The sequence below is a fragment of the Paraburkholderia sp. GAS206C genome, assembly GCF_050435645.1.
Lineage (GTDB): Bacteria > Pseudomonadota > Gammaproteobacteria > Burkholderiales > Burkholderiaceae > Paraburkholderia > Paraburkholderia phenazinium_B.
Map to the genome: position 1 here is coordinate 230,106 of NZ_JBNDKR010000006.1, position 18,134 is coordinate 248,239.

Below are 18,134 nucleotides of genomic sequence, written 5' to 3' on the forward strand. Positions count from 1 at the left end.
TCGGCGGCGCCGCACGGATCGGTGGCGCACACTCGTCAGGTTGATCGTCTACGGCCTGTCTGCGAACGCCGCTATGTTGGCGGGCGAGCGCGTATAGCTCAGTGGACCATTAATTCATCGCACGTTTATCGATTGCGCGGAGGCCAGGTGAAATCAGTTTTGGTATGCGGGCCAGGAGCCAATGTGGGTGGGCCGGGGAGCATGGCACGCTTTCTGACGCACATGACCGGGGCGCTCAGGTCGCACGGTTGCGAAGTCATCGTGCTAGGGGCGAAGGAGCTGGAAGACGCGCAGCGGAATCATGCCGTATTGAGAATCCTCGGCAGGCTGCACGTTCCCTGGCTCGTGATTTACTGGGCTTTCGTGTTCGATGCGTGGCGCTCGGCGGGTTATCCGTTGATTGTCGTGACATCCCAGGAATACGTGGTTCCGTTCGCATTTTCAAAGCAGATTCCGATCTATCACGACATCATCCAGTACTTCTATCCGCGCAACAGAAAGTCGCTTCTGTTTTATCGCTACTACCTGCCATGGGCTTCCAGAAAAATGGGCTTTATTTACAGCGTGACCCATGCGACTGGACGCATGATCAATCAGGTCTACGGAAAGTTGCCGTACCACATCTGCGGCGTTCCGATAGACAGGCAGTTTCTGTCCTCTGTCGGCGAGGCGCCTGCCGGTGAACGCTACGAAGCGGTGTGGGTGGGGACGTTGGCTGAGCACAAGAACTATCAGCGCGTGCTGGGATACGTCAAGGAAGACGCCGAGGGCACGGGGACTGTCGCGATGGTCGTGCCGCGCGAGGCGGCGCCGGTTCTGACGCAAGAGGTCGAGGCGCTAGGGCTCGCAAAGAGAATCAAGGTATTCACGGGCCTGAGCGATGACGAACTTTCGAGTATTTACCGTCGTTCCGCCACGGTCATTTCGACCTCGGACCTCGAGGGCTTCTGCATGCCGGTTCTCGAAGCGGCGCTGTGTGGCTGCCGTCCGGTCGTTCCTGACCGCGCAACTTTCAGGGAGAACTTCGGTGGCTTCGGCGTGCTGGTGCCGCAAGGTGCCGCTTACGGCGCATATATAAAGCATGCAGAAGCTCACTTCGAACGAAGCGAAATCATGGAGGGGGCGCAAGCTCACGACAAGGTCGTGCGTGACAGGTGGAGCGCAAGCATGGATGAAATCGCGGCCGCGGCGATCGTCGGCAGCACGGGCGAAATTGTCCGCGAGTGTGGTCACTTCGTTTGATACACGCCCGCTTTCCTGCTGCAAGCCTTGGCGGCGGCCACCCGGCCGCCCGGCGATGTATGCAGTTTTTACGACATTTTTTCTTGCGGGTGCTCACAGGCCAAATCTACACTTCAATCACCTGATGATGAATGTGGATGGTCAAGGTGAGTATGAATCAGCGCGCAGCCCTGCAGCAGCCCCAGCGGATCGAGTATGTCCGGCGCGGCCTTGGCCGTATCGAACTGCGGCGCTTCGATCCGGCGCGCGATTCGTTCGATGCGCTCACAACCATGCTGCATCGCGCGTTTGAGCGGCTCGGCACGATGGGCCTGAACTGTAGCTGCGTCGATCAGAGCGTCGCGGTGACGCGTTCGCGGGCTTCACGCGGCGATTGCTACGTGGCTGTATGCGATGGCCGCATCGTCGGCACCATGACCTTGTATGCGCCCGATCGCGAGTCGCCTTGCGAACTGTACTGCCGCGACGATATCGCGAGCCTGCGCCAGTTCGGCGTCGAACCGGCCTGGCAGGCGCGCGGCATCGGTACGCTGCTGCTGGCCTTCGCCGATCACTGGGCGGCCACCCGCGGCTATGCGGAACTCGCTCTGGATACCCCGCAGCCCGCTGCACATCTGGTTGCGTTTTATCGCGGCCACGGCTTTCGCATTGTCGACTTCATGCGCTTTGACGGCAAACGCTACGACAGCGCGATTCTCAGCAAACCCGCAGTGGCGGCGCGAACCCTCGCCACGTGGTCGCAGCGGCTCGAACTGCCGCGCCGCCAGATTGCCCGCGCGGCATAGGCTGCCATGCGAGACCCCCTAAACAAACCAGCAGAAGGACCGAAGAAAGAGATGGTGCACCCAAGACCGGGGATGATGTTCCGGGGCATGCTCAAGGTCGTGTTGATCGCGATTGCGGCAAGCCAGATCCTGACCACTGCGTTCACGGTGCTTGCACGGCAGATCGACGCGGGCATCTCGCCGCAGATTGTTTCCGTGTTCGGTTTCGTGACCTGCGGACTCGTTTCGATGTGGCTGCAGGCCGACGCGCGCCGCGCGTTCAGCTTTGCCAAAGAGAAGGGTTTTGTCGCCGCCGCGCGCGACGGTCAACCGGGGCCGCGCATCGCGGCCGATTGTCCGCGGCGCTGGCTGGTCGTGCTGCATATCGAGCTTAATCCTGCGGCTGCGGCGCTCTGATCTCATCGAGGCGCAGTCGCAAACTGGGCCGCAACTATTGCAATCCGGAGGCGCAACAATTGCAATGCGCGACGGCCCAGTCCGGTGTTCCTTTGGCCCTCGCTAGCCGTCAGCGTCGCACCACGCCCATCAGCAAGGTCACGAGGAAGATCACGATAAAGATAAAGAACAGGACCTTGGCGATCTCAGCGGCGCCGGCGGCGATGCCACCGAAACCGAACACTGCAGCGATGATGGCAATGATGAAGAAAATTGCAGCGTAGCGAAGCATGGGCGTCTCCTCGTTGGATGGCTGGAATGGTCGAAGCGGCGGACGTCGGTCTGCGCTGCGCCTCAACGGCTCAGCACGCGCGTGCCACTGAGCGTCTGGCAGCAACTCCTGTGCCCGTCACAGCGAACGGGCCTGAATCGAGGCAAGGCCGAGCGGCGTTGCTTGCCAGGCCGTGACGCGGTCGCGGCCGGCTTCCTTGGCGCGATATAACGCGGCGTCGGCCTGGGCAAGAAGCTCGGCGGCCGGTATGGCCGCCTCGGGCTGCGAAGTCGCGACACCCACCGAGACGCTTACGCAGCCCGCGTCGGTGAACGGGGCCGCGACGGCGAGGCGTGCGACTGCCGCGTGCACGTTTTCGGCAAGCTTCGTGGCCATCTCGTGGTCGCAGTCCGGCAGCACGACGACGAACTCTTCGCCACCGAAGCGCGCTACAAAATCGCCGCTGCGCCGCAGACTGGCCTGCAGCGCACCGGCAACGGCGACCAGGCATTCATCGCCGCGCAGATGCCCGAGCGTGTCGTTAAAGCGCTTGAAATGATCGATGTCCACCATCAGGATCGACAATGCACGTCGCGCCGTTTGGGCATGGCCCAACGCCATGGGGTAGCGCTCGTCGAAGTAGCGGCGATTGAAGATGCCGGTCAGGCCGTCGCGCGACGCGAATTCGCTCAGCCTTGCATTGGCCGCGTGCAACTCGCGATACAGGTGACTGATTTCCCAGATCAGCACGCCGAGCACCATGCTCGAAGCCAGCACCGATTCGAGCCGGGCCACGTACCAGCCGATGCTATAGCGCGAGTTCGCCGCAATCGTCACCAGCACGTCGCCAAGTCCGGCAAAGAGGGCTACGCCCAGCCAGAGTTCGAGCAAGGTCTGCAGGCGGGTGCTGTAGACCAGGTAGAGAAATGTCCCGGCGGTCAAGATGGCGATGTTCACACCCGAGGGACTGTTCGGCAGCCGTTGGTACGACCGGGGGTCGACCAGTTGGGGCAACCAGGCATCCCCGCGGATCGCGATGAGGCAAAGCAGCAGCGACAAACAAACCGGGACACCTAACGAAAGCAGGCCGACAAGACGCGTCTTCGCATGCGGCACTGGAGCCTGGAAGCGGCGGCGCACGAACAGCGCGGCGAGGATCAGCAGTGGCGAGCCGCTATGCCAGAAAGCCCAGATCCATAGCGCGCTCTGTGGCCCGGCGCCGAGCAGCCCTTGCGGCGAGAACACGCCGGGGAAGACCATCAACTGGATCGCGACCGTGACGGACGTGTACGCGTAGGCGCCGCTCAATGCAGCGAGAAACGGCCCACGTGTGATCATGAACTGCGTCCACAACAAATAGGCGGTGAGGCCCTCGGTAACGAACACGGCCATCGCGAACAGCGGCAGGAAGGCCGCGATATTCGGCTCGCGGACATTTGCCACCGGCAGCACGGCCAGAACCACGCTCAGAATAAGGCCCGCTACGGCATACGCCGCAAGGCGATGACGCCGGCTGGCCGGCAGGCTCATGATGCTGCTCTTCATGCGACGCTAGAGTGAAGTGATGAGTTGGACTGCGAAAGAATATTGAAAGACGTATGAAAGCAGGGCGTGGCTTGTGTCCCACGGGCATTCTATCGACTGGTGTGGCGTTTGGGCGACGCTTGTACCCGTAAGGAAGGATGGGATGGCCGAATATTTGGGAATTGACGCGCGCCCAGGATCGCCACGACACTGAGGTCGAATGACGATTGAGAATGGGGTCCGGAATGACATCAGAAAGAGCACAATTCGCGCACCGCTTATTCCGGCATAGAAAATAAGTCAGCGCTTTGCGAATGCGGACGATAACGTTTGCGGCCTATTCGTATCATCAATTAAATAGTGCGACCGTTCGCTGGCGTACGTTGCCATTCAATAGTCAACGATCGTTAAATTTTAACAACGGAGATTGGGTGGTTATTAACCTTGGCGGAAACGTTTGCGGGCGCCTATTGGCGGGGGCTTCATCTCATAATTGCCGGCCAACCTGTTGATCTAATTGGCATTGGCGTTATCACTTGTCTCAAAAATAATACTTACTTTATTCGGCGAACGCGCTAAAATGCGCGCCGAATCATCGTATCAAACGATGCCTTTTGCGCGTCGATCGATCCTGTCTGTAGCAGCATGAATCCGGTTACCTGTTTTGTCCCGGGGAGGGGATGCCGCGGGGTAGTGTGGTCAGCATTATGAAGTCGAATCGGTAGATTTGGCCTGAATAGCTGGGCCGTGTATCGCCGGTCGCCAATAAAACATTCAAAGCGATCATAAGAAATCAGATGCGAACGAGGATTGCGCCGAGATTCGGCGCGCAAGTGGGGGCCCCGGGGGTGGTGGCGCTCATCAAACGACTACAGCTGAGTACGCTGGCGACGAGAGCGGTGCGTTGCTGCGCCGCTACACTCATCGTTCTGGCAACGAGCCTCGCGCCGAACCAGGCTGCGTACGCGCAGGCAGCGTCGCCGGCCCATGCCGGCGAGGCGCTTGCCGGCGTCTCCGGCCATCCGGCACAGCCGAACCTGGCGCTTTTCTTCGGTTCGAACGTCCCGGTCGATCTGCTGCAGGCATTCGACGCCGTGGTGGTAGATCCCACGCGTGGTTTTGATCCCGCAGCGCACCCGCTGGCGCATACCGTGTGGATAGCCCGCACGCACCCGTCGGATCCGGGCGTCACACCCAACGCTTTTGCACAATCCCTCGCGCCGCTGTGGCAGCGGGGCTATCGCGGCTTCCTGCTCGACACGCCAGCGGCGATCGCGGCCGCCGAGGCTATTCGTGCCGCCCATCCGGATGCACGCCTCGTCGTCGCCGGCCCGGACGCGCTGCAAGCGGCGCAAACGCATGCCAAAGCCTTGTACGCGGTGATTGGCGATTCGCTGGTGCGTGGGCTGGGCAACGGCGGTGCACAGCTGCTCGACGTGCCGGACGCCACGCGCGCGAGCCGTGTCGCCGCTGACCGCGCCTTCACGCAGCAGACCGGCGTGCCGGTCATTTCGCTCGAATATTGCCCGCCTGCCGACCGCGTGTGCGCCCGCGCGACGGCGGCCACGGTGCTGGCGACGGGCGTGGCGCCGTATGTGACGGACGCTGCCGCCGATGTAGTCGGCGTGGGAGCAATCGAAGTGCTGCCGCGCAAGATCCTGGTGGTGCAAGATCCGGCTGCGGGTCTGCCGCTGGACGAAACTCCGGGCGTGCGCGATCTCGCGACGCCGCTCAACTATCTCGGCTATGACGTCGAATACGCCGACGCCAATGGCCAGTTGCCCAGCGACATCACCCCGGATCGGTACGCCGGTGTCGTCGCGTGGTTCCAGGGCGACGATCTGCGTGACAGCAGTGCATGGCGCTCGTGGGTAGAGGCGCGCATGGCGGCGCACGTCCCGGTCGCATTTCTTGGCCAGTTCGGTTTTGACGCCGAGCAGGACGACGGCGCGGCGCTCGATCTGCTGGCCGTTGCCGGTCCCTTCAACGATCCGCTGGAAATCGTTTCGCGAGATCCGATGATCGGCTTCGAGATCGACCCGAAACCGGGGCCGCGCGACCTCGTCGGTATTCAGGTAGGCGCCGCGAGCCATTCGCTGCTGCGCGTGCGCTCGGGCAACGCCACGCTCGATGAAGTCGCGGTCACGCCGTGGGGCGGCTACGCGATGAACCCATACACGATCGTATCGCTCAACGGTATCGGTCAGGAACGCTGGGCGATCCAGCCCATTTCGTTTCTCACGGCAGCGTTGCGCCTGCGGCAGATGCCGGCCCCCAACGTGACGACGGAAAACGGCCGGCGCCTCTTCATGACGCACGTGGACGGCGACGGCTTCGCGTCACGCGTCGAATTCCCCGGGGCCGATTACTCGGGTGAAGCGCTCTATGAACAGGTATTCAGCCGCTACAAGATCCCGATGACCCTGTCGGTCATCGAAGGCGAAGTGGGGCCGAAGGGCCTGTATCCGCAGATCTCGCCGCGTCTCGAAGAGATCGCTCGCAAAATGTTCGCACTGCCGTACGTCGAGATTGGTACGCACACCTATTCTCACCCGTTCGAGTGGGAGGACATCGATGCGACGACGGGTGAGCGGATCGATCGCGGCGGTGGCGATACGGCGTTTTCGCTGAACATCCCGAACTACAAGTTCAATATCGATCGCGAGATTACCGGCTCGATCGACTACATCAACACGCGCCTCGCGCCGCCGGGCAAGAAGACGGTCATCCTGCAGTGGCCCGGCAACTGCGAGCCGCCCGCGATCGTCGTGCGCAAAACCTATGCGGCGGGCGTCCAGAACATCAATGGCGGGGACACGGTCATCACGAAGAGCGCGAACAGCTGGACCAATATCGCGCCGATCGGTGTCGACAAAGGGCCGGGCGCGTATCAGGTGTACGCACCGAATCAGGATGAGAACGTTTACACCAACGACTGGCTCGGCCCGTTCTACGGTTTTACGCGCGTACTCGAGACCTTCGACCTGACCGACAAACCGCTGCGCTTCAAGCCGATCGACATTTACTACCACATGTACAGCGGTACCAAGGTCGCATCACTGCGTGCGCTCGACCAGATTTTCTCGACGGTGCTCAAAGAGCCGGTGCTGCCGGTCAGGATCACGGATTACACGCACAAGGTGCTCGACTGGCATAACTTCGCGGTTGCGCGTGCGATTGCGCCGGCGGGCGCCGCACGCAGCCCTGATTCGAACTGGATCGTGCGTGGCGACGGCGAAGTGCGCGAACTGCGTGCGCCTCCAGGCAGCGTACCGGATCTGCGCGCGTCGGCCGGTGTCACCGGTTACGACGTGGGCGCCGACGGCACATACATTCATTTCGCGGATGGCGCCGCGTCATTTGCGATCACCCAGGCCGATGCGGCGCAGACGGCGAATGCACAACTGCCCTACATCGCCGTCGCCAACGGTTACGTCCGTCAGTTCAAACGTACGGCGCGCGGGATGGCATTCGAGTTTGGTGGCTATTACCAGCCGTTCGTACAACTGGCCAATGCTGGCACCTGCAGTGTCGAGGTTGCCGGCCGGTCCGTGGCTGTACAACGCAACGGCTCGTCCCTGCGTTTCGACACGTCCGCGAGCGCGGATTTGCAGATGAACTATCAACCGGTCGAGGTCAACTGTGCGCGCTGAGCGTCCGCGTATCGCTCCGACCAAGCTCGTCCTGCTGCTTGCTGCAGTGGTGCCGCTGACGATGATCGCGTCGTCGCCGCGCGGTGGCCTGCAGCAACGGCTGGCATCAGTAGGCGCGCCGAGCGATCTGAGTGCTGCCTACCTCGAAGCCTGGTCGAAGGTCCAGCCGAACAACGAGGAATTCCTCTCGCTGCTGGGTGCGCAGTACACGTCGCTCGGGCGGATGGACGACGCCGCCCGGGTAGCCCGGCGGATGGAGGCGCTCGGTTCGACTCACATGCGGCTTGCCGCGATGATGCTGCGGCTGTCGATCGCCGAACAGCGTACGTTTGCGATTCCCGAGGACGACCCCCGCCGCGAAGCCGCGCTTGCGAATCTGCGTGCGCAGTTGACGCAGGCCGCGCGCTTGCCGTGGGCGCCGAAGGATCTCGAATGGCTGGCGCAGCGTTGCGCCGCGGTTGGTTTGCCCGATCTGGCGTTGCAACTCTACACGCGTCTTTCGGCGGGCGACCCGGGCGGGCGCAACGGTTGGGATACGCAGATCACACGCTACGCCATTCAGACGGGCGACTACCGCGCTGGGGCCGATGCCTGGTTCCGCCAGCAGGCCGCGGCGAAGACGCGCGAAGAACAGCGGCGCTGTTTCATTGCGGCGATCCGCACGCTGCAGTCAGGCAATCTGTTGAACGAGGCGCTGACGGCTGCCGATCAACATCTCGGCGCGCTCGATACCGATCCGGCAACCCTGGTCGTGTTGCTCAATCTCGCGCGCGCCGCCAACCGGCCCGATCGCGTCGATTACTACGCGAAGATGCTCGCGCGCTACGCGCAGGCGCAGCCATCCGGGCCTGACACGGCTCTGGCACAGGATGGTACGGCTGCAATCGCATCCGACGCTCCGCAGGGTGGGGAGCGAGACGTGTCGCAAGACACGCCGCAGTCGGCGTATGCCTATATGGATGGTCCGCTGCCGACGCACCATGGTTTCGCCTCGGTGAGCATGCGCAAGGCGACGGAGTGGTGGGGCGTGATCCGGGTTGCCGCGAGCACGGGTGCAAACCCGGTGCCCACGCCGGCGCCGGGCACGAAGCCCGTTGCGGCGCCGAGCCCAGCGCCCGCCGTTACGGCTACGCTGGCAGCCGCCGCGACACCCAGCCCGGCACCCGCCGCGCCGGCCAGTCCCAAGCCCGTTGCGCCAGCCGACCCGGCACCCGCCGCGGCGCCCGCACCGGCCTCCGACGGCACCGCGCCGGGCGGCGGCAAGGATCCGAAGGTAGCCGACCTCGTATTCCAGTCGTTCGTCGAATCGGGTGACCTTGCAAATGCCGAGAAAATCGCCCAGCAGCAGGTCCAGCGGGATCCGCGCTCGGTCCTGTGGACGAAGCGTCTCGCGCAGACCGCCGAGTGGGACCGCAATCCGTCGCTCGCGTTGAATGCCTGGCTCGACTACGCAAGACTGTCGAACGACCCTGTAGGTTGGCAAAACGTCCTGCGCATCGCACCGATGCTCGACGACGACAACGCGTATCTTGCGGCCCTCGTTCACGCGTCCCAGGCGTCGCCCGACGATCTGAAGCTGGTCGACAACGTGATCGCGACTTACGAGCGGCTCGGCCGGCCGGACGACGGCCTCGCGTTTTTGCGAGGCTTGCCGCGCGGACACAACGCCGATGCAATCGATCAGCGCATCGGCGCGCTCGCCGAACGCGCGGGCCACGACGATCAGGCGCTCGCGGCGTACCGCGCCGTGCAGTCGCGCGATCCCGGCAACGCGGGCGCTGCGCTGCGTACGGCGAGCGTGCTGTATCGCGAGGGTAATTACGAGGCCTCGTTCGCAGCACTGCAAAGCGCACGCGGCAATGCGAAAGACAGCGATACCGACTACTGGCGCAACTACGCCGAACTCGCACGCCTGTTGCAGCGTGACGCCGAGGCGAGCGAAGCGTACCGTCACCTGCTCGCGGGCGGTGACAGCACGCCGGAAGACCTTGGTGACATGACGTACTTCTTCGATCCGTATCCGATCGATGCAGCACGGGTTGCCGAGTTGCAGTACCGCCGCGATCATTCGCCGCGTGCGCTGCAAAACGCGATCTACTACTACACCGACGCACAGGCGCTCGACCGTGTGGCCGCGCTGCTGGCGAGCCTCACGGAGCAGGAGCGCGACGAAGCGCTGCAGTCGCCCGGCGTACTCGGTGTGCGCGCCGAATACTATCGCCTGACCGACCAGCCCGAGAAGGCGCTCGACGATCTGAAGCACGCGGTCAATCTGCCGGGTGCGACTTCGGACCTGCGCGCGGCCTATTTGTGGACCCTGGTCGACTACGGCACCGACGCGCAGCTGGATGCGACCTTGAAACGCTGGCGTGGCACGGAAGACAGGAGTGCTGCGTTATGGGAACCGTACGCGGCCGCCGAGATGCGCCTGAACCGTCCGGTGCGCGCGCTCGACTATCTGCGGCGCGAATCCGCGTCGTTGTCGCGGGATCCGCTGTGGCTGATGACGTATGCCGACGCCCAGGAAATGGCAGGCCGCCCCGATCTCGCCTGGTCGATCCGTCATAAGGTCTGGCAGCAACTGCAGCAGGATGAAGCGGCATTGGCCAAACTGCACGGCGCGGCACGTGCCGCGCAGCGGGGCCGTTCCGGCCAGGACGCTGAAACCCTCGCGGACATTCGTGGCCGGCGCGTGACGCTCTCGACGGATTTCCAGACCGGCGACGACTCGGCCGCCATGCTGAACGATCTGCTCTCCGGCACCCAGTCGACGGAGAGCGTGAAGCTTGCCCGCCGTTCGCTGCTCGGTACTGCCAAGGGTTTGCCCGGCGCGGCGCCCGAAGCCGGTATCGATACCGCGCAGAATAACCGCCTGCGCGATGCAGTCGCCAAGGACGTAGCGATCGCCTGGGGTGTGTCGCACGAGAGCAATCCGCTCGCGAAGCGCTGGCTGGCCCAGCAATACGCGGCGCGCCTTGCTCAGCCAGCCGATGCGCGTCTCACGATCGCACTCGCGGAAAACGATACCGGCGCGATGGAACAACTGCTCGCGCAGGAGCGCTCGCGCCTGCCGCTGGACGATCGCATCGACGCCGAGGTGGCAACCGACCGGCAGGGCCGGGCAGAGCAGCTCGCCTTCGACGGACTCGACGGCGCTCCCGACAACAACGACGTACATACACGCCTGACCGAAACAGCGCTCGACTGGCCGCAGTCGATCGACGCGAGCGTCGTGAACTATGTCGAACATCCGCTCGACTACGTCGCGCAGACGCTCGCCGGCAGCAAGAAAATCGCCGACCACTACCTGATCGGCGCGACGGAAGTGCAGAACTTCCAGCGCTCGACGGACATTACCCAGCTCGTCAATGTTCCGTCCGTCGATCGCTCGCTCAGCTTTTTCCTGCAGCGGCAGACGGTGGATTCAACGGCGAGCGTGACGATCGGCCGCCGCGAGGCGCTCGACAGTTTCTACACGGTGCAACTCGCAGCGGAAACGGGCCGCAACTCGGATCTGCAGTTCGGCGTGCACGCTGGCCGCAATCAGCTCGCAGACGAGGACCAGTTCCTCCAGATTGGCGGCATGAAGGACAACCTGGTCGGCGACTTCACGTGGCGCGCAACCCAGCAAATCACGATGACCGGTAGCGTCGAAGGCGACCGCTTCTACAGCCAGGCGCGCGATTACATCGGCAGCGGGCTGCTGGAAACCGGTGAAATCAGCTACCGGATCCGCACGGGCTACCCCGATTACACGTTCCGTCTGGTTGGCGAACACGGCGGTTACGGTGCGAGTGGTTCGGCCGACAGCCTGATTTCGCAGCTCGAGCCGGCGGCCTTGCAGCCGGCTCTCGCCAGCGACTTCATACCGCAGAGCTATACGCAGTATGGCCTGTACTTCGGCTTCGGCAACGACCTGCTCAATCAGTACACGCATGCATGGCGGCCGTTTCTCGATGTCGGCATCGTGCACAACTCGATCCAGGGGTGGGGGCCTGACGTCAGCGTTGGACTCGCGGGTTCGGTGTTCGGCGGCGATCATCTCGCGCTGTATTTCGAGCATCAGTCCGTGTCGCGGCTGGGTACGCCGCAGACGGTGGTGGGTATGCGCTACAACTGGTTTTATTGATCCGGGCGAGGTCGGGGGCGGGCGGCGGGGTTGCCGCAACGCTTATGTAACGTAGATAACGTAGACACAAGCTACGAATTCGGCAAGAAAGACGACATAAACTGAGGAGTGGTTCGATGAGCAAGACTAAAGGATGGTCCCGTATGGCCGGCTGGTCCGCCGCGCTGGCGACATGCGCGCTGTTGCTCGGCGCATGCAGCTCGATCCGGCAGACCGGCATGCCGGCTTTGACGTCACAGGATTCGGTTGCGGTGGTGTCGATGGCTAACTTCACCGAAACGCCGGCCGCCGGTGGCAGCGCAGCTGCGATCGCTGCGAACGTGCTGCGCGCGAACGGTTTCGCGGACGTGCGCCTTGCACCGGTCGACGGCGCGAATACCGCCATGTTCGACACCGCGCAGCGCGACACGGGCGAGAAGCAACTCGGCTGGGCGCGCGATCAGCACATCAAGTACGTGCTGACCGGTGCGGTCGAAGAGTGGCGCTACAAGGTCGGTGTCGACGGCGAACCGGTGGCTGGTCTTACGTTCCAGCTGATCGACGTGACGTCGGGCCAGGTTGTCTGGAGTGCTACGGGCACGCGCAGTGGCTGGAGCCGCTCGAGTCTCTCGAGTGTCGCCACGACGCTGATCGGTGGCCTGCTTGCACCGCTGCACGCGCATTCGTGAGTGACGGCACGCCGTCATCCGCAATTCGCTCCGTCATGAGGAACACGCCGTGAATACAGCTACCGCTACCGCGCAAACCGGCGCCGCCGCGTCGAAACCGCGCCACTCGAACCCGTTCGGCAACCTTGGCGCCGTGCGTCGGCTGGTCGCGCCCGCTGTTACACGGCCCTTCGCTATTGTCGAAACGATCATCTTCATGCTCGTGGTGTTCGGGCTGTGCTGGGCGTTCGACCGTACGGATCCGCTGCTGCTGAATTCGGGTTTCCCGTGGTTGTGGTTCGCGCCGTTCGTGATCGCCCTGCGCTACGGCACGTTGCTCGGACTGCTGGCGAGCGCGATGACGGTGGGCGCATGGTATCTGCTGGGCGGCAGCCACGGCCAGCCGTGGCCCCTGATGTTCTTCACCGGCGGGCTGCTGCAGACCATCGTCGCGGGTCACTTCGGCGATACGTGGGGCCATCGCGCCGCGCGTGCTTCGACCATCAATGACTACCTGAACGACCGTCTCGTGGCGATCACCAACAGCCACTATCTGATGCGCCTGTCGCACGAGCGGCTCGAAAAAGATCTGCTGTCCCGGCCCACCACGCTGCGCGATTCGATTACCGAGTTGCGACGCCTGTCGGTGCAGGGAGAGAGCGGTGCTCAGGACACCGTCACACCTCCTGCTTCGTTGCGCGCGTTGCCGGGCGCGCATGGTCTGCTCGAATTTGTCGCCCAGGTATGCCAGATCGAAGTCGCGGCGCTGTTCCCGGTGCGCAACGGCCAGGTCGGCCGCGAGGCTGCTGCCCGCGTGGGCGATGACTTCGCGCTCGCGCCGGACGACGAGCTTGTCACGCACGCTATCAGCACGATGAGCGTCGCGCATCTGAAAAGCGAGGATATCCCCGTCGCCCAGTCGCAATACCTGGTGTGCGCGCCTCTTGTCAGCGCCGACGGCCAGTTGCTGGCGGTGCTGGTGATCAAGCGCATGCCGTTCCTGTCGCTGAACTTCGATAACCTGCAACTGCTGCTGGTGCTGCTCGGCTATTACGCGGACGGCGTGGAGCACTCGGGCCTCGTGCAGGGCATCCTTGCCGCTGTGCCTGGCTGTCCGTACGATTTCGCGCTCGACCTTGGACGCCTGACGCGTCTGCAGCGCGACGCCGGAATCGCTTCGTCGATGGTCGCGTTGGCGTTCCCGCGCGACGAAGCGGGCGACTCGCTGTTCGAACACGTGATTCGCCGCCGTCGTGCGCTCGACCTGATGTGGCCGGTGCAAACGGCGTCGCAGTCGGTGCTGGTCAACCTCATGCCTGCAACGGACACGACCGGCATCGACGGTTATCTCGCCCGTATCGAAGGCAGCCTCTCGGCCCAGTTCAACCTGAATCTGGAGAGCGCCCGCGTCGGCGTGCATACGCTGCATCTGGGCACCATGGATCCCGGTCCGGCGCTGCAGCGCCTTCTCAAGCGTAGCGGCCTCGATGTCTAAGCTCATTTCCGCCCTCGTCAACGTGCTGTCGTTCGCCGGCTATGTGCTGGTGGAATACTTCGCGTACCTGAGCTTCCTGCGCGCACCTGCGGGCGTCGATCCGCTGCTGGCCGGCTTTGTCGCGCAGGCGCTGGTTGCGCTCGTGCAGGCGCTGCTGCTGCGCGTGATGCTGCCGTCGCGTTACCGCGAGCCGCGCTTCTGGACGCTCCTGCTGCTGTGGGTGCTGTGCACGTTCGTGCCGCTCGGCGCCGGCCTCGTCCTGCTGGCAAGCTGTATCTGGGCAGCGTGGTTCCCGGGCACGAGAGACAGCGATCAACTGACCGATGTGCCGCGCCCTGAATTCGTCAGCTACCTCGTCTCGCGCGTTTCGCACGGTGGCGGAGCCCGGCTGCAGGCGCGCCTGATCAACACGCAGGTCTCTTCGACCGACCGGCTTACCGCACTCGTCGCAATCCAGAGCATGCCCACCCGCACCACGGGCACACTGTTGCGCGATCTGCTGGCCGATCCGATCGAGGACGTGCGTCTGATTGCTTACGGCACGCTGGACCAGGCCGAGAACGAGATCATGCAGAAGATCTTCACGACCGCTAAAGCCCTCGAACAGGCGAAGGACGACAGCGAGCGCCATGCGATCAACCGGCGCCTCGCCGAACTGTATTTCGAGCTGGTCTATCAGAACCTCGTGCAGGGCGCGGTGTATCGCCATACGCTCGAGCAGGCCGACCGCTACGCACGCGACGCGCTCGCTACCGACGACAAGGACGCGGCGCTGTGGCTGATTCGCGGCCGCCTCGCGCTTGCCGAGGGCCGCCCCGATGAAGCGGGACAGTACATGGAACGCGCCCTCGAACTGGGCTTTCCGCGTGAACGCCTGACGCCCTGGCTCGCCGAAGTGGCGTTCCTGCGCGGCGACTACGCTCAAACCAGTCAATGGCTCGCGACGCTCGGCAATGCCGCAGCGCTGCCGACGCTCAAACCTGCTGTGACTTACTGGTCATCATGAAAGAGTCCTTGATGCGGCGTGCCGCCGATGCCGATGTCTGCCTGCTGCTGGAAGGCACCTTCCCGTTTGTGCGGGGCGGGGTGTCGAGCTGGGTCAACGAAATGCTGCGCGCGTACCCGCAGACGCGCTTTGCGATTGTCTTTATCGGCAGCCGCGAGCAGGACTATCACGGTGCGGCCTACAAGTTGCCCGACAACGTCGTGCACTTCGAGACCCATTACCTGTATGAGACGGCTTCCGTAGACGCCAGCCGGCCGCGCGAGATTGAAGGCGACGCCGCGGCGTTTGCGAAGTCGGCCGAGTTGCACGCGGCTTTGCGCGACGTGCGCGGTGCGGATGTGGGCAAGCTGATGGCCGAGATGGTGCCGACGCTCGGCGAACACGGCGCGCTCAACGAAGCGCAGTTTCTGGCGAGCCGCCAGTCGTGGGAGTTCATCGTCGAGCAGTACGAAAAGCACTGCACCGACCCGTCGTTTACCGACTACTTCTGGACCGTGCGGATCATGCACAAGCCGTTGTGGTTACTCGCGAACGTCGCTGAGAAGCTGATACCGGCGAAGGTCTATCACACGATTTCGACGGGATACGCAGGCTTTCTCGGTGCGCTGCTGCACTACCGCACGGGGCGGCCGCTGCTGATTTCCGAGCACGGTATCTACACGAAAGAGCGCAAGATCGATCTGTTGCAGAGTCAGTGGATTCGCGACAATCGCGGCGCATTCGAGCGTGACATCTCGCGTATCAGTTATTTCCGCGAACTCTGGGTGCGCTTTTTCGAGGCGATCGGCAAGCTCGCGTACGACGCCGCCGACGACATCGTCGCCCTGTACGAAACGAACCGCTTGCGCCAGGTCGCAGACGGCGCGGTTGCCGAGCGCACCCGCAGCATTCCGAATGGCGTGGACGTCGACGGCCTTGCACCGCTTGTCGAGCAGCGCAAGGCAGGGCCGCACAAGGTGGTCGCGCTGATCGGCCGGGTGGTGCCGATCAAGGACATCAAGACGTTTATTCGCGCCATGTTCGTGGCCTCCCGCAGCATGCCCGAGATCGAAGGCTGGATCATCGGGCCGGAAGAAGAAGATCCGGGTTACGCGCTCGAATGCCGTGCGCTGGTGGAGAGTCTGGGGCTGGCCGCAAACGTGAAGTTTCTCGGCTTTCAGCGCATCGACGATGTGCTGCCGAAAATCGACGTCATCGCCCTCACGTCGATCAGCGAGGCGTTGCCACTGGTCGTGCTGGAAGGGTTTGCAGCCGGTATTCCGTCCATCACGACCGATGTCGGCGCATGCCGCCAGATGATCGAAGGACTCGATGCGGAAGACCGCGCGCTCGGCAGTGCGGGCGCAGTGGTGCAGATCGCCAATCCGGCCGCCTTCGCGCAGGCCGTGGTGGCGCTGCTGAACGACGACGCCCGCTGGCAGGCCGCGCAGCAGGCTGGCCTCGCACGGGTGCGCCGCTATTACACGAAGGCGCAGATGACCGACAGCTACCGGACCCTGTACGAGAAGCTCGCAGCGGCCCCGGATGTTCCGCGCGGCTCGCGCAACGCAGCCGCGGGCGGCTGCCCGGTGCACCATGGCGCGCAGACGAGCCCGCGCACCGCTCAAGCCGGGGAGACACGCTAATGGCCGGGATTGGTTTCGAACTGCGCAAGATCCTCAAGCACGACACGCTGTTCGGTGTCGCGCGGGCTTACGCCTACGCTGGCCTGATCAGCTCGGGGCCGTTGATCCTGTCGATCTTCGGTATCCTGATCATCGGGGTGATGAGCCTCGCGTTCGTGATACCGAAATACGCGATCGTGCAGTTTCAGATATCGGTGACGTATCTGATTGCGCTGAGCCTGATTTTGACGGGTCCGCTGCAACTGTCGTTTACGCGTTTCATCTCCGACCGCCTGTTTGAAAAGCGCGACGATCTGGTGCTGTCGAACTACAACGGGGTCGTGCTGGTCAGCACGATCGCTTCCGGGCTGGTGGGCGTGGTGGCAATGCTGGTGGGGTTCAAGAGCGAGCCTTTGGCCTATCGCGTGCTGATGGTGGCGGGTTTCGTGGTGATCAGCAACATCTGGATCGCCGTGATTTTTCTCTCCAGCGTCAAGCAGTACCGGCAGATCCTGTTTGTGTTTCTGATCGGCTACGGCTGCACCGTCGCGTTCGCGCTGATGCTCAACCGGCACGGCCTGTCGGGGCTGCTCGGCGGCTTTGTTGCGGGCCACCTGGTGTTGCTGGGCGGTCTGTCCGGATTGATCTACCGTAACTACCGCAGCGGCCGGCTGATTTCCTTCGAGGTGTTCGACAAGCGCTTCGCTTATCCGACGCTCGCGCTGGTGGGGCTGTTCTTCAATCTCGGCGTGTGGCTCGACAAGTTCATGTTCTGGTATTCGCCAGGCACGGGCGCGCCGGTCATCGGGCCGCTGCATGCATCGGTGATCTACGATATCCCGGTGTTCATCGCCTATGTGTGCGTGATGCCTGGCATGGCGACCTTCCTGGTGCGTATCGAGGCGGACTTCGTCGAGTATTACGACGCGTTCTACGATGCCGTGCGCAGCGGCGCGACGCTGCGCCACATCAACGATATGCGCGACATGATGGTGGGCAGCGTGCGTGCGGGTCTGTATGAGATCATCAAGATTCAGGTTGTCGTGCTGCTGCTGATTTTCGCTTTTGGGTCGAACGTGCTCGCGGCGCTGAATATTTCGCCGCTATACATGCCGCTTCTCACCGTCGACGTGATTGCGGCCAGTCTGCAGGTGGTGCTGTTGGGTCTCCTGAACGTGTTCTTCTATCTGGATGCACGACGTACGGTGTTGAAGCTGTGTGTGGCGTTTGTGGTGCTCAACGGCGCGCTGACGTGGATCACGTTGCAGATGAGTCCCAATACGTATGGGTATGGTTTTGCTTTGGCGCTGCTGATTCTGGTAGTCGGCGCGGTGCTGACGCTGGATCGCAAGTTCGCCAAACTCGAATACGAAACCTACATGCTGCATAACTGATAGTGCGGG

Annotated in this window: 12 protein-coding genes; 10 read left to right on the plus strand and 2 right to left on the minus strand. The window is 63.3% G+C overall.

Annotated elements, in window-relative coordinates; translation table 11 throughout:
• The first annotated feature begins 201 nt into the window (after nt 1–201).
• The 3 genes from P3T20_RS18355 (at nt 202) to P3T20_RS18365 (ending at nt 2,423) form a co-directional block, all read left to right on the plus strand.
• On the plus strand, nt 202–1,242 hold the full coding sequence (locus tag P3T20_RS18355) for a glycosyltransferase (protein ID WP_074265084.1): 1,041 nt from the start codon (nt 202–204) through the stop codon (nt 1,240–1,242).
• 152 nt (nt 1,243–1,394) lie between these two features.
• A complete protein-coding gene (locus tag P3T20_RS18360) occupies nt 1,395–2,027 on the plus strand; it encodes a GNAT family N-acetyltransferase (protein ID WP_074266117.1) in 633 nt (210 codons plus the stop codon).
• A 51-nt stretch (nt 2,028–2,078) separates the two neighbouring features.
• Nucleotides 2,079–2,423: a hypothetical protein gene (locus P3T20_RS18365; RefSeq protein WP_074265083.1), complete on the plus strand. Its 345-nt coding sequence runs from the start codon at nt 2,079–2,081 to the stop codon at nt 2,421–2,423.
• 109 nt (nt 2,424–2,532) lie between these two features.
• Here the strand turns inward: P3T20_RS18365 and P3T20_RS18370 are convergent, their stop codons facing one another.
• Together P3T20_RS18370 and P3T20_RS18375 are read right to left on the minus strand one after the other, a co-directional pair.
• Nucleotides 2,533–2,694 carry a DUF1328 family protein gene (locus P3T20_RS18370; protein ID WP_074265082.1) on the minus strand — a complete coding sequence of 54 codons (162 nt, stop codon included), beginning with the start codon at nt 2,692–2,694 and terminating at the stop codon, nt 2,533–2,535.
• Between the two features lie 117 nt (nt 2,695–2,811).
• The gene (locus tag P3T20_RS18375; RefSeq protein WP_083611433.1) at nt 2,812–4,218 is read right to left on the minus strand and encodes a sensor domain-containing diguanylate cyclase; all 1,407 of its coding nucleotides are present in this window, start codon (nt 4,216–4,218) and stop codon (nt 2,812–2,814) included.
• Between the two features lie 776 nt (nt 4,219–4,994).
• On the opposite strand from P3T20_RS18375, the gene P3T20_RS18380 reads away from it, so the two are divergent.
• From P3T20_RS18380 to pelG, 7 genes are all read left to right on the plus strand, one after another.
• A complete protein-coding gene (locus P3T20_RS18380; protein ID WP_254368851.1) occupies nt 4,995–7,850 on the plus strand; it encodes a sugar ABC transporter in 2,856 nt (951 codons plus the stop codon).
• Nucleotides 7,840–11,979, plus strand: a complete 4,140-nt coding sequence (locus P3T20_RS18385) for a tetratricopeptide repeat protein (RefSeq protein ID WP_074265080.1) — start codon at nt 7,840–7,842, stop codon at nt 11,977–11,979. Before P3T20_RS18380 ends, P3T20_RS18385 begins: the two co-directional genes overlap by 11 nt.
• Before the next feature lie 116 nt (nt 11,980–12,095).
• On the plus strand, nt 12,096–12,647 hold the full coding sequence (locus tag P3T20_RS18390; protein ID WP_074265079.1) for a penicillin-binding protein activator LpoB: 552 nt from the start codon (nt 12,096–12,098) through the stop codon (nt 12,645–12,647).
• A gap of 49 nt (nt 12,648–12,696) precedes the next feature.
• Nucleotides 12,697–14,121, plus strand: a complete 1,425-nt coding sequence (locus P3T20_RS18395) for a PelD GGDEF domain-containing protein (RefSeq protein WP_074265078.1) — start codon at nt 12,697–12,699, stop codon at nt 14,119–14,121.
• On the plus strand, nt 14,114–15,127 hold the full coding sequence (locus tag P3T20_RS18400; protein WP_074265077.1) for a tetratricopeptide repeat protein: 1,014 nt from the start codon (nt 14,114–14,116) through the stop codon (nt 15,125–15,127). Before P3T20_RS18395 ends, P3T20_RS18400 begins: the two co-directional genes overlap by 8 nt.
• The gene (pelF, locus tag P3T20_RS18405; RefSeq protein ID WP_074265076.1) at nt 15,124–16,752 is read left to right on the plus strand and encodes a GT4 family glycosyltransferase PelF; all 1,629 of its coding nucleotides are present in this window, start codon (nt 15,124–15,126) and stop codon (nt 16,750–16,752) included. The genes P3T20_RS18400 and pelF overlap by 4 nt, the downstream gene beginning before the upstream one ends.
• Nucleotides 16,752–18,125 (plus strand): exopolysaccharide Pel transporter PelG, encoded by a 1,374-nt coding sequence (gene pelG, locus P3T20_RS18410; protein WP_074265075.1) that lies wholly within the window; start codon nt 16,752–16,754, stop codon nt 18,123–18,125. The genes pelF and pelG overlap by 1 nt, the downstream gene beginning before the upstream one ends.
• Nucleotides 18,126–18,134: the final 9 nt, after the last annotated feature.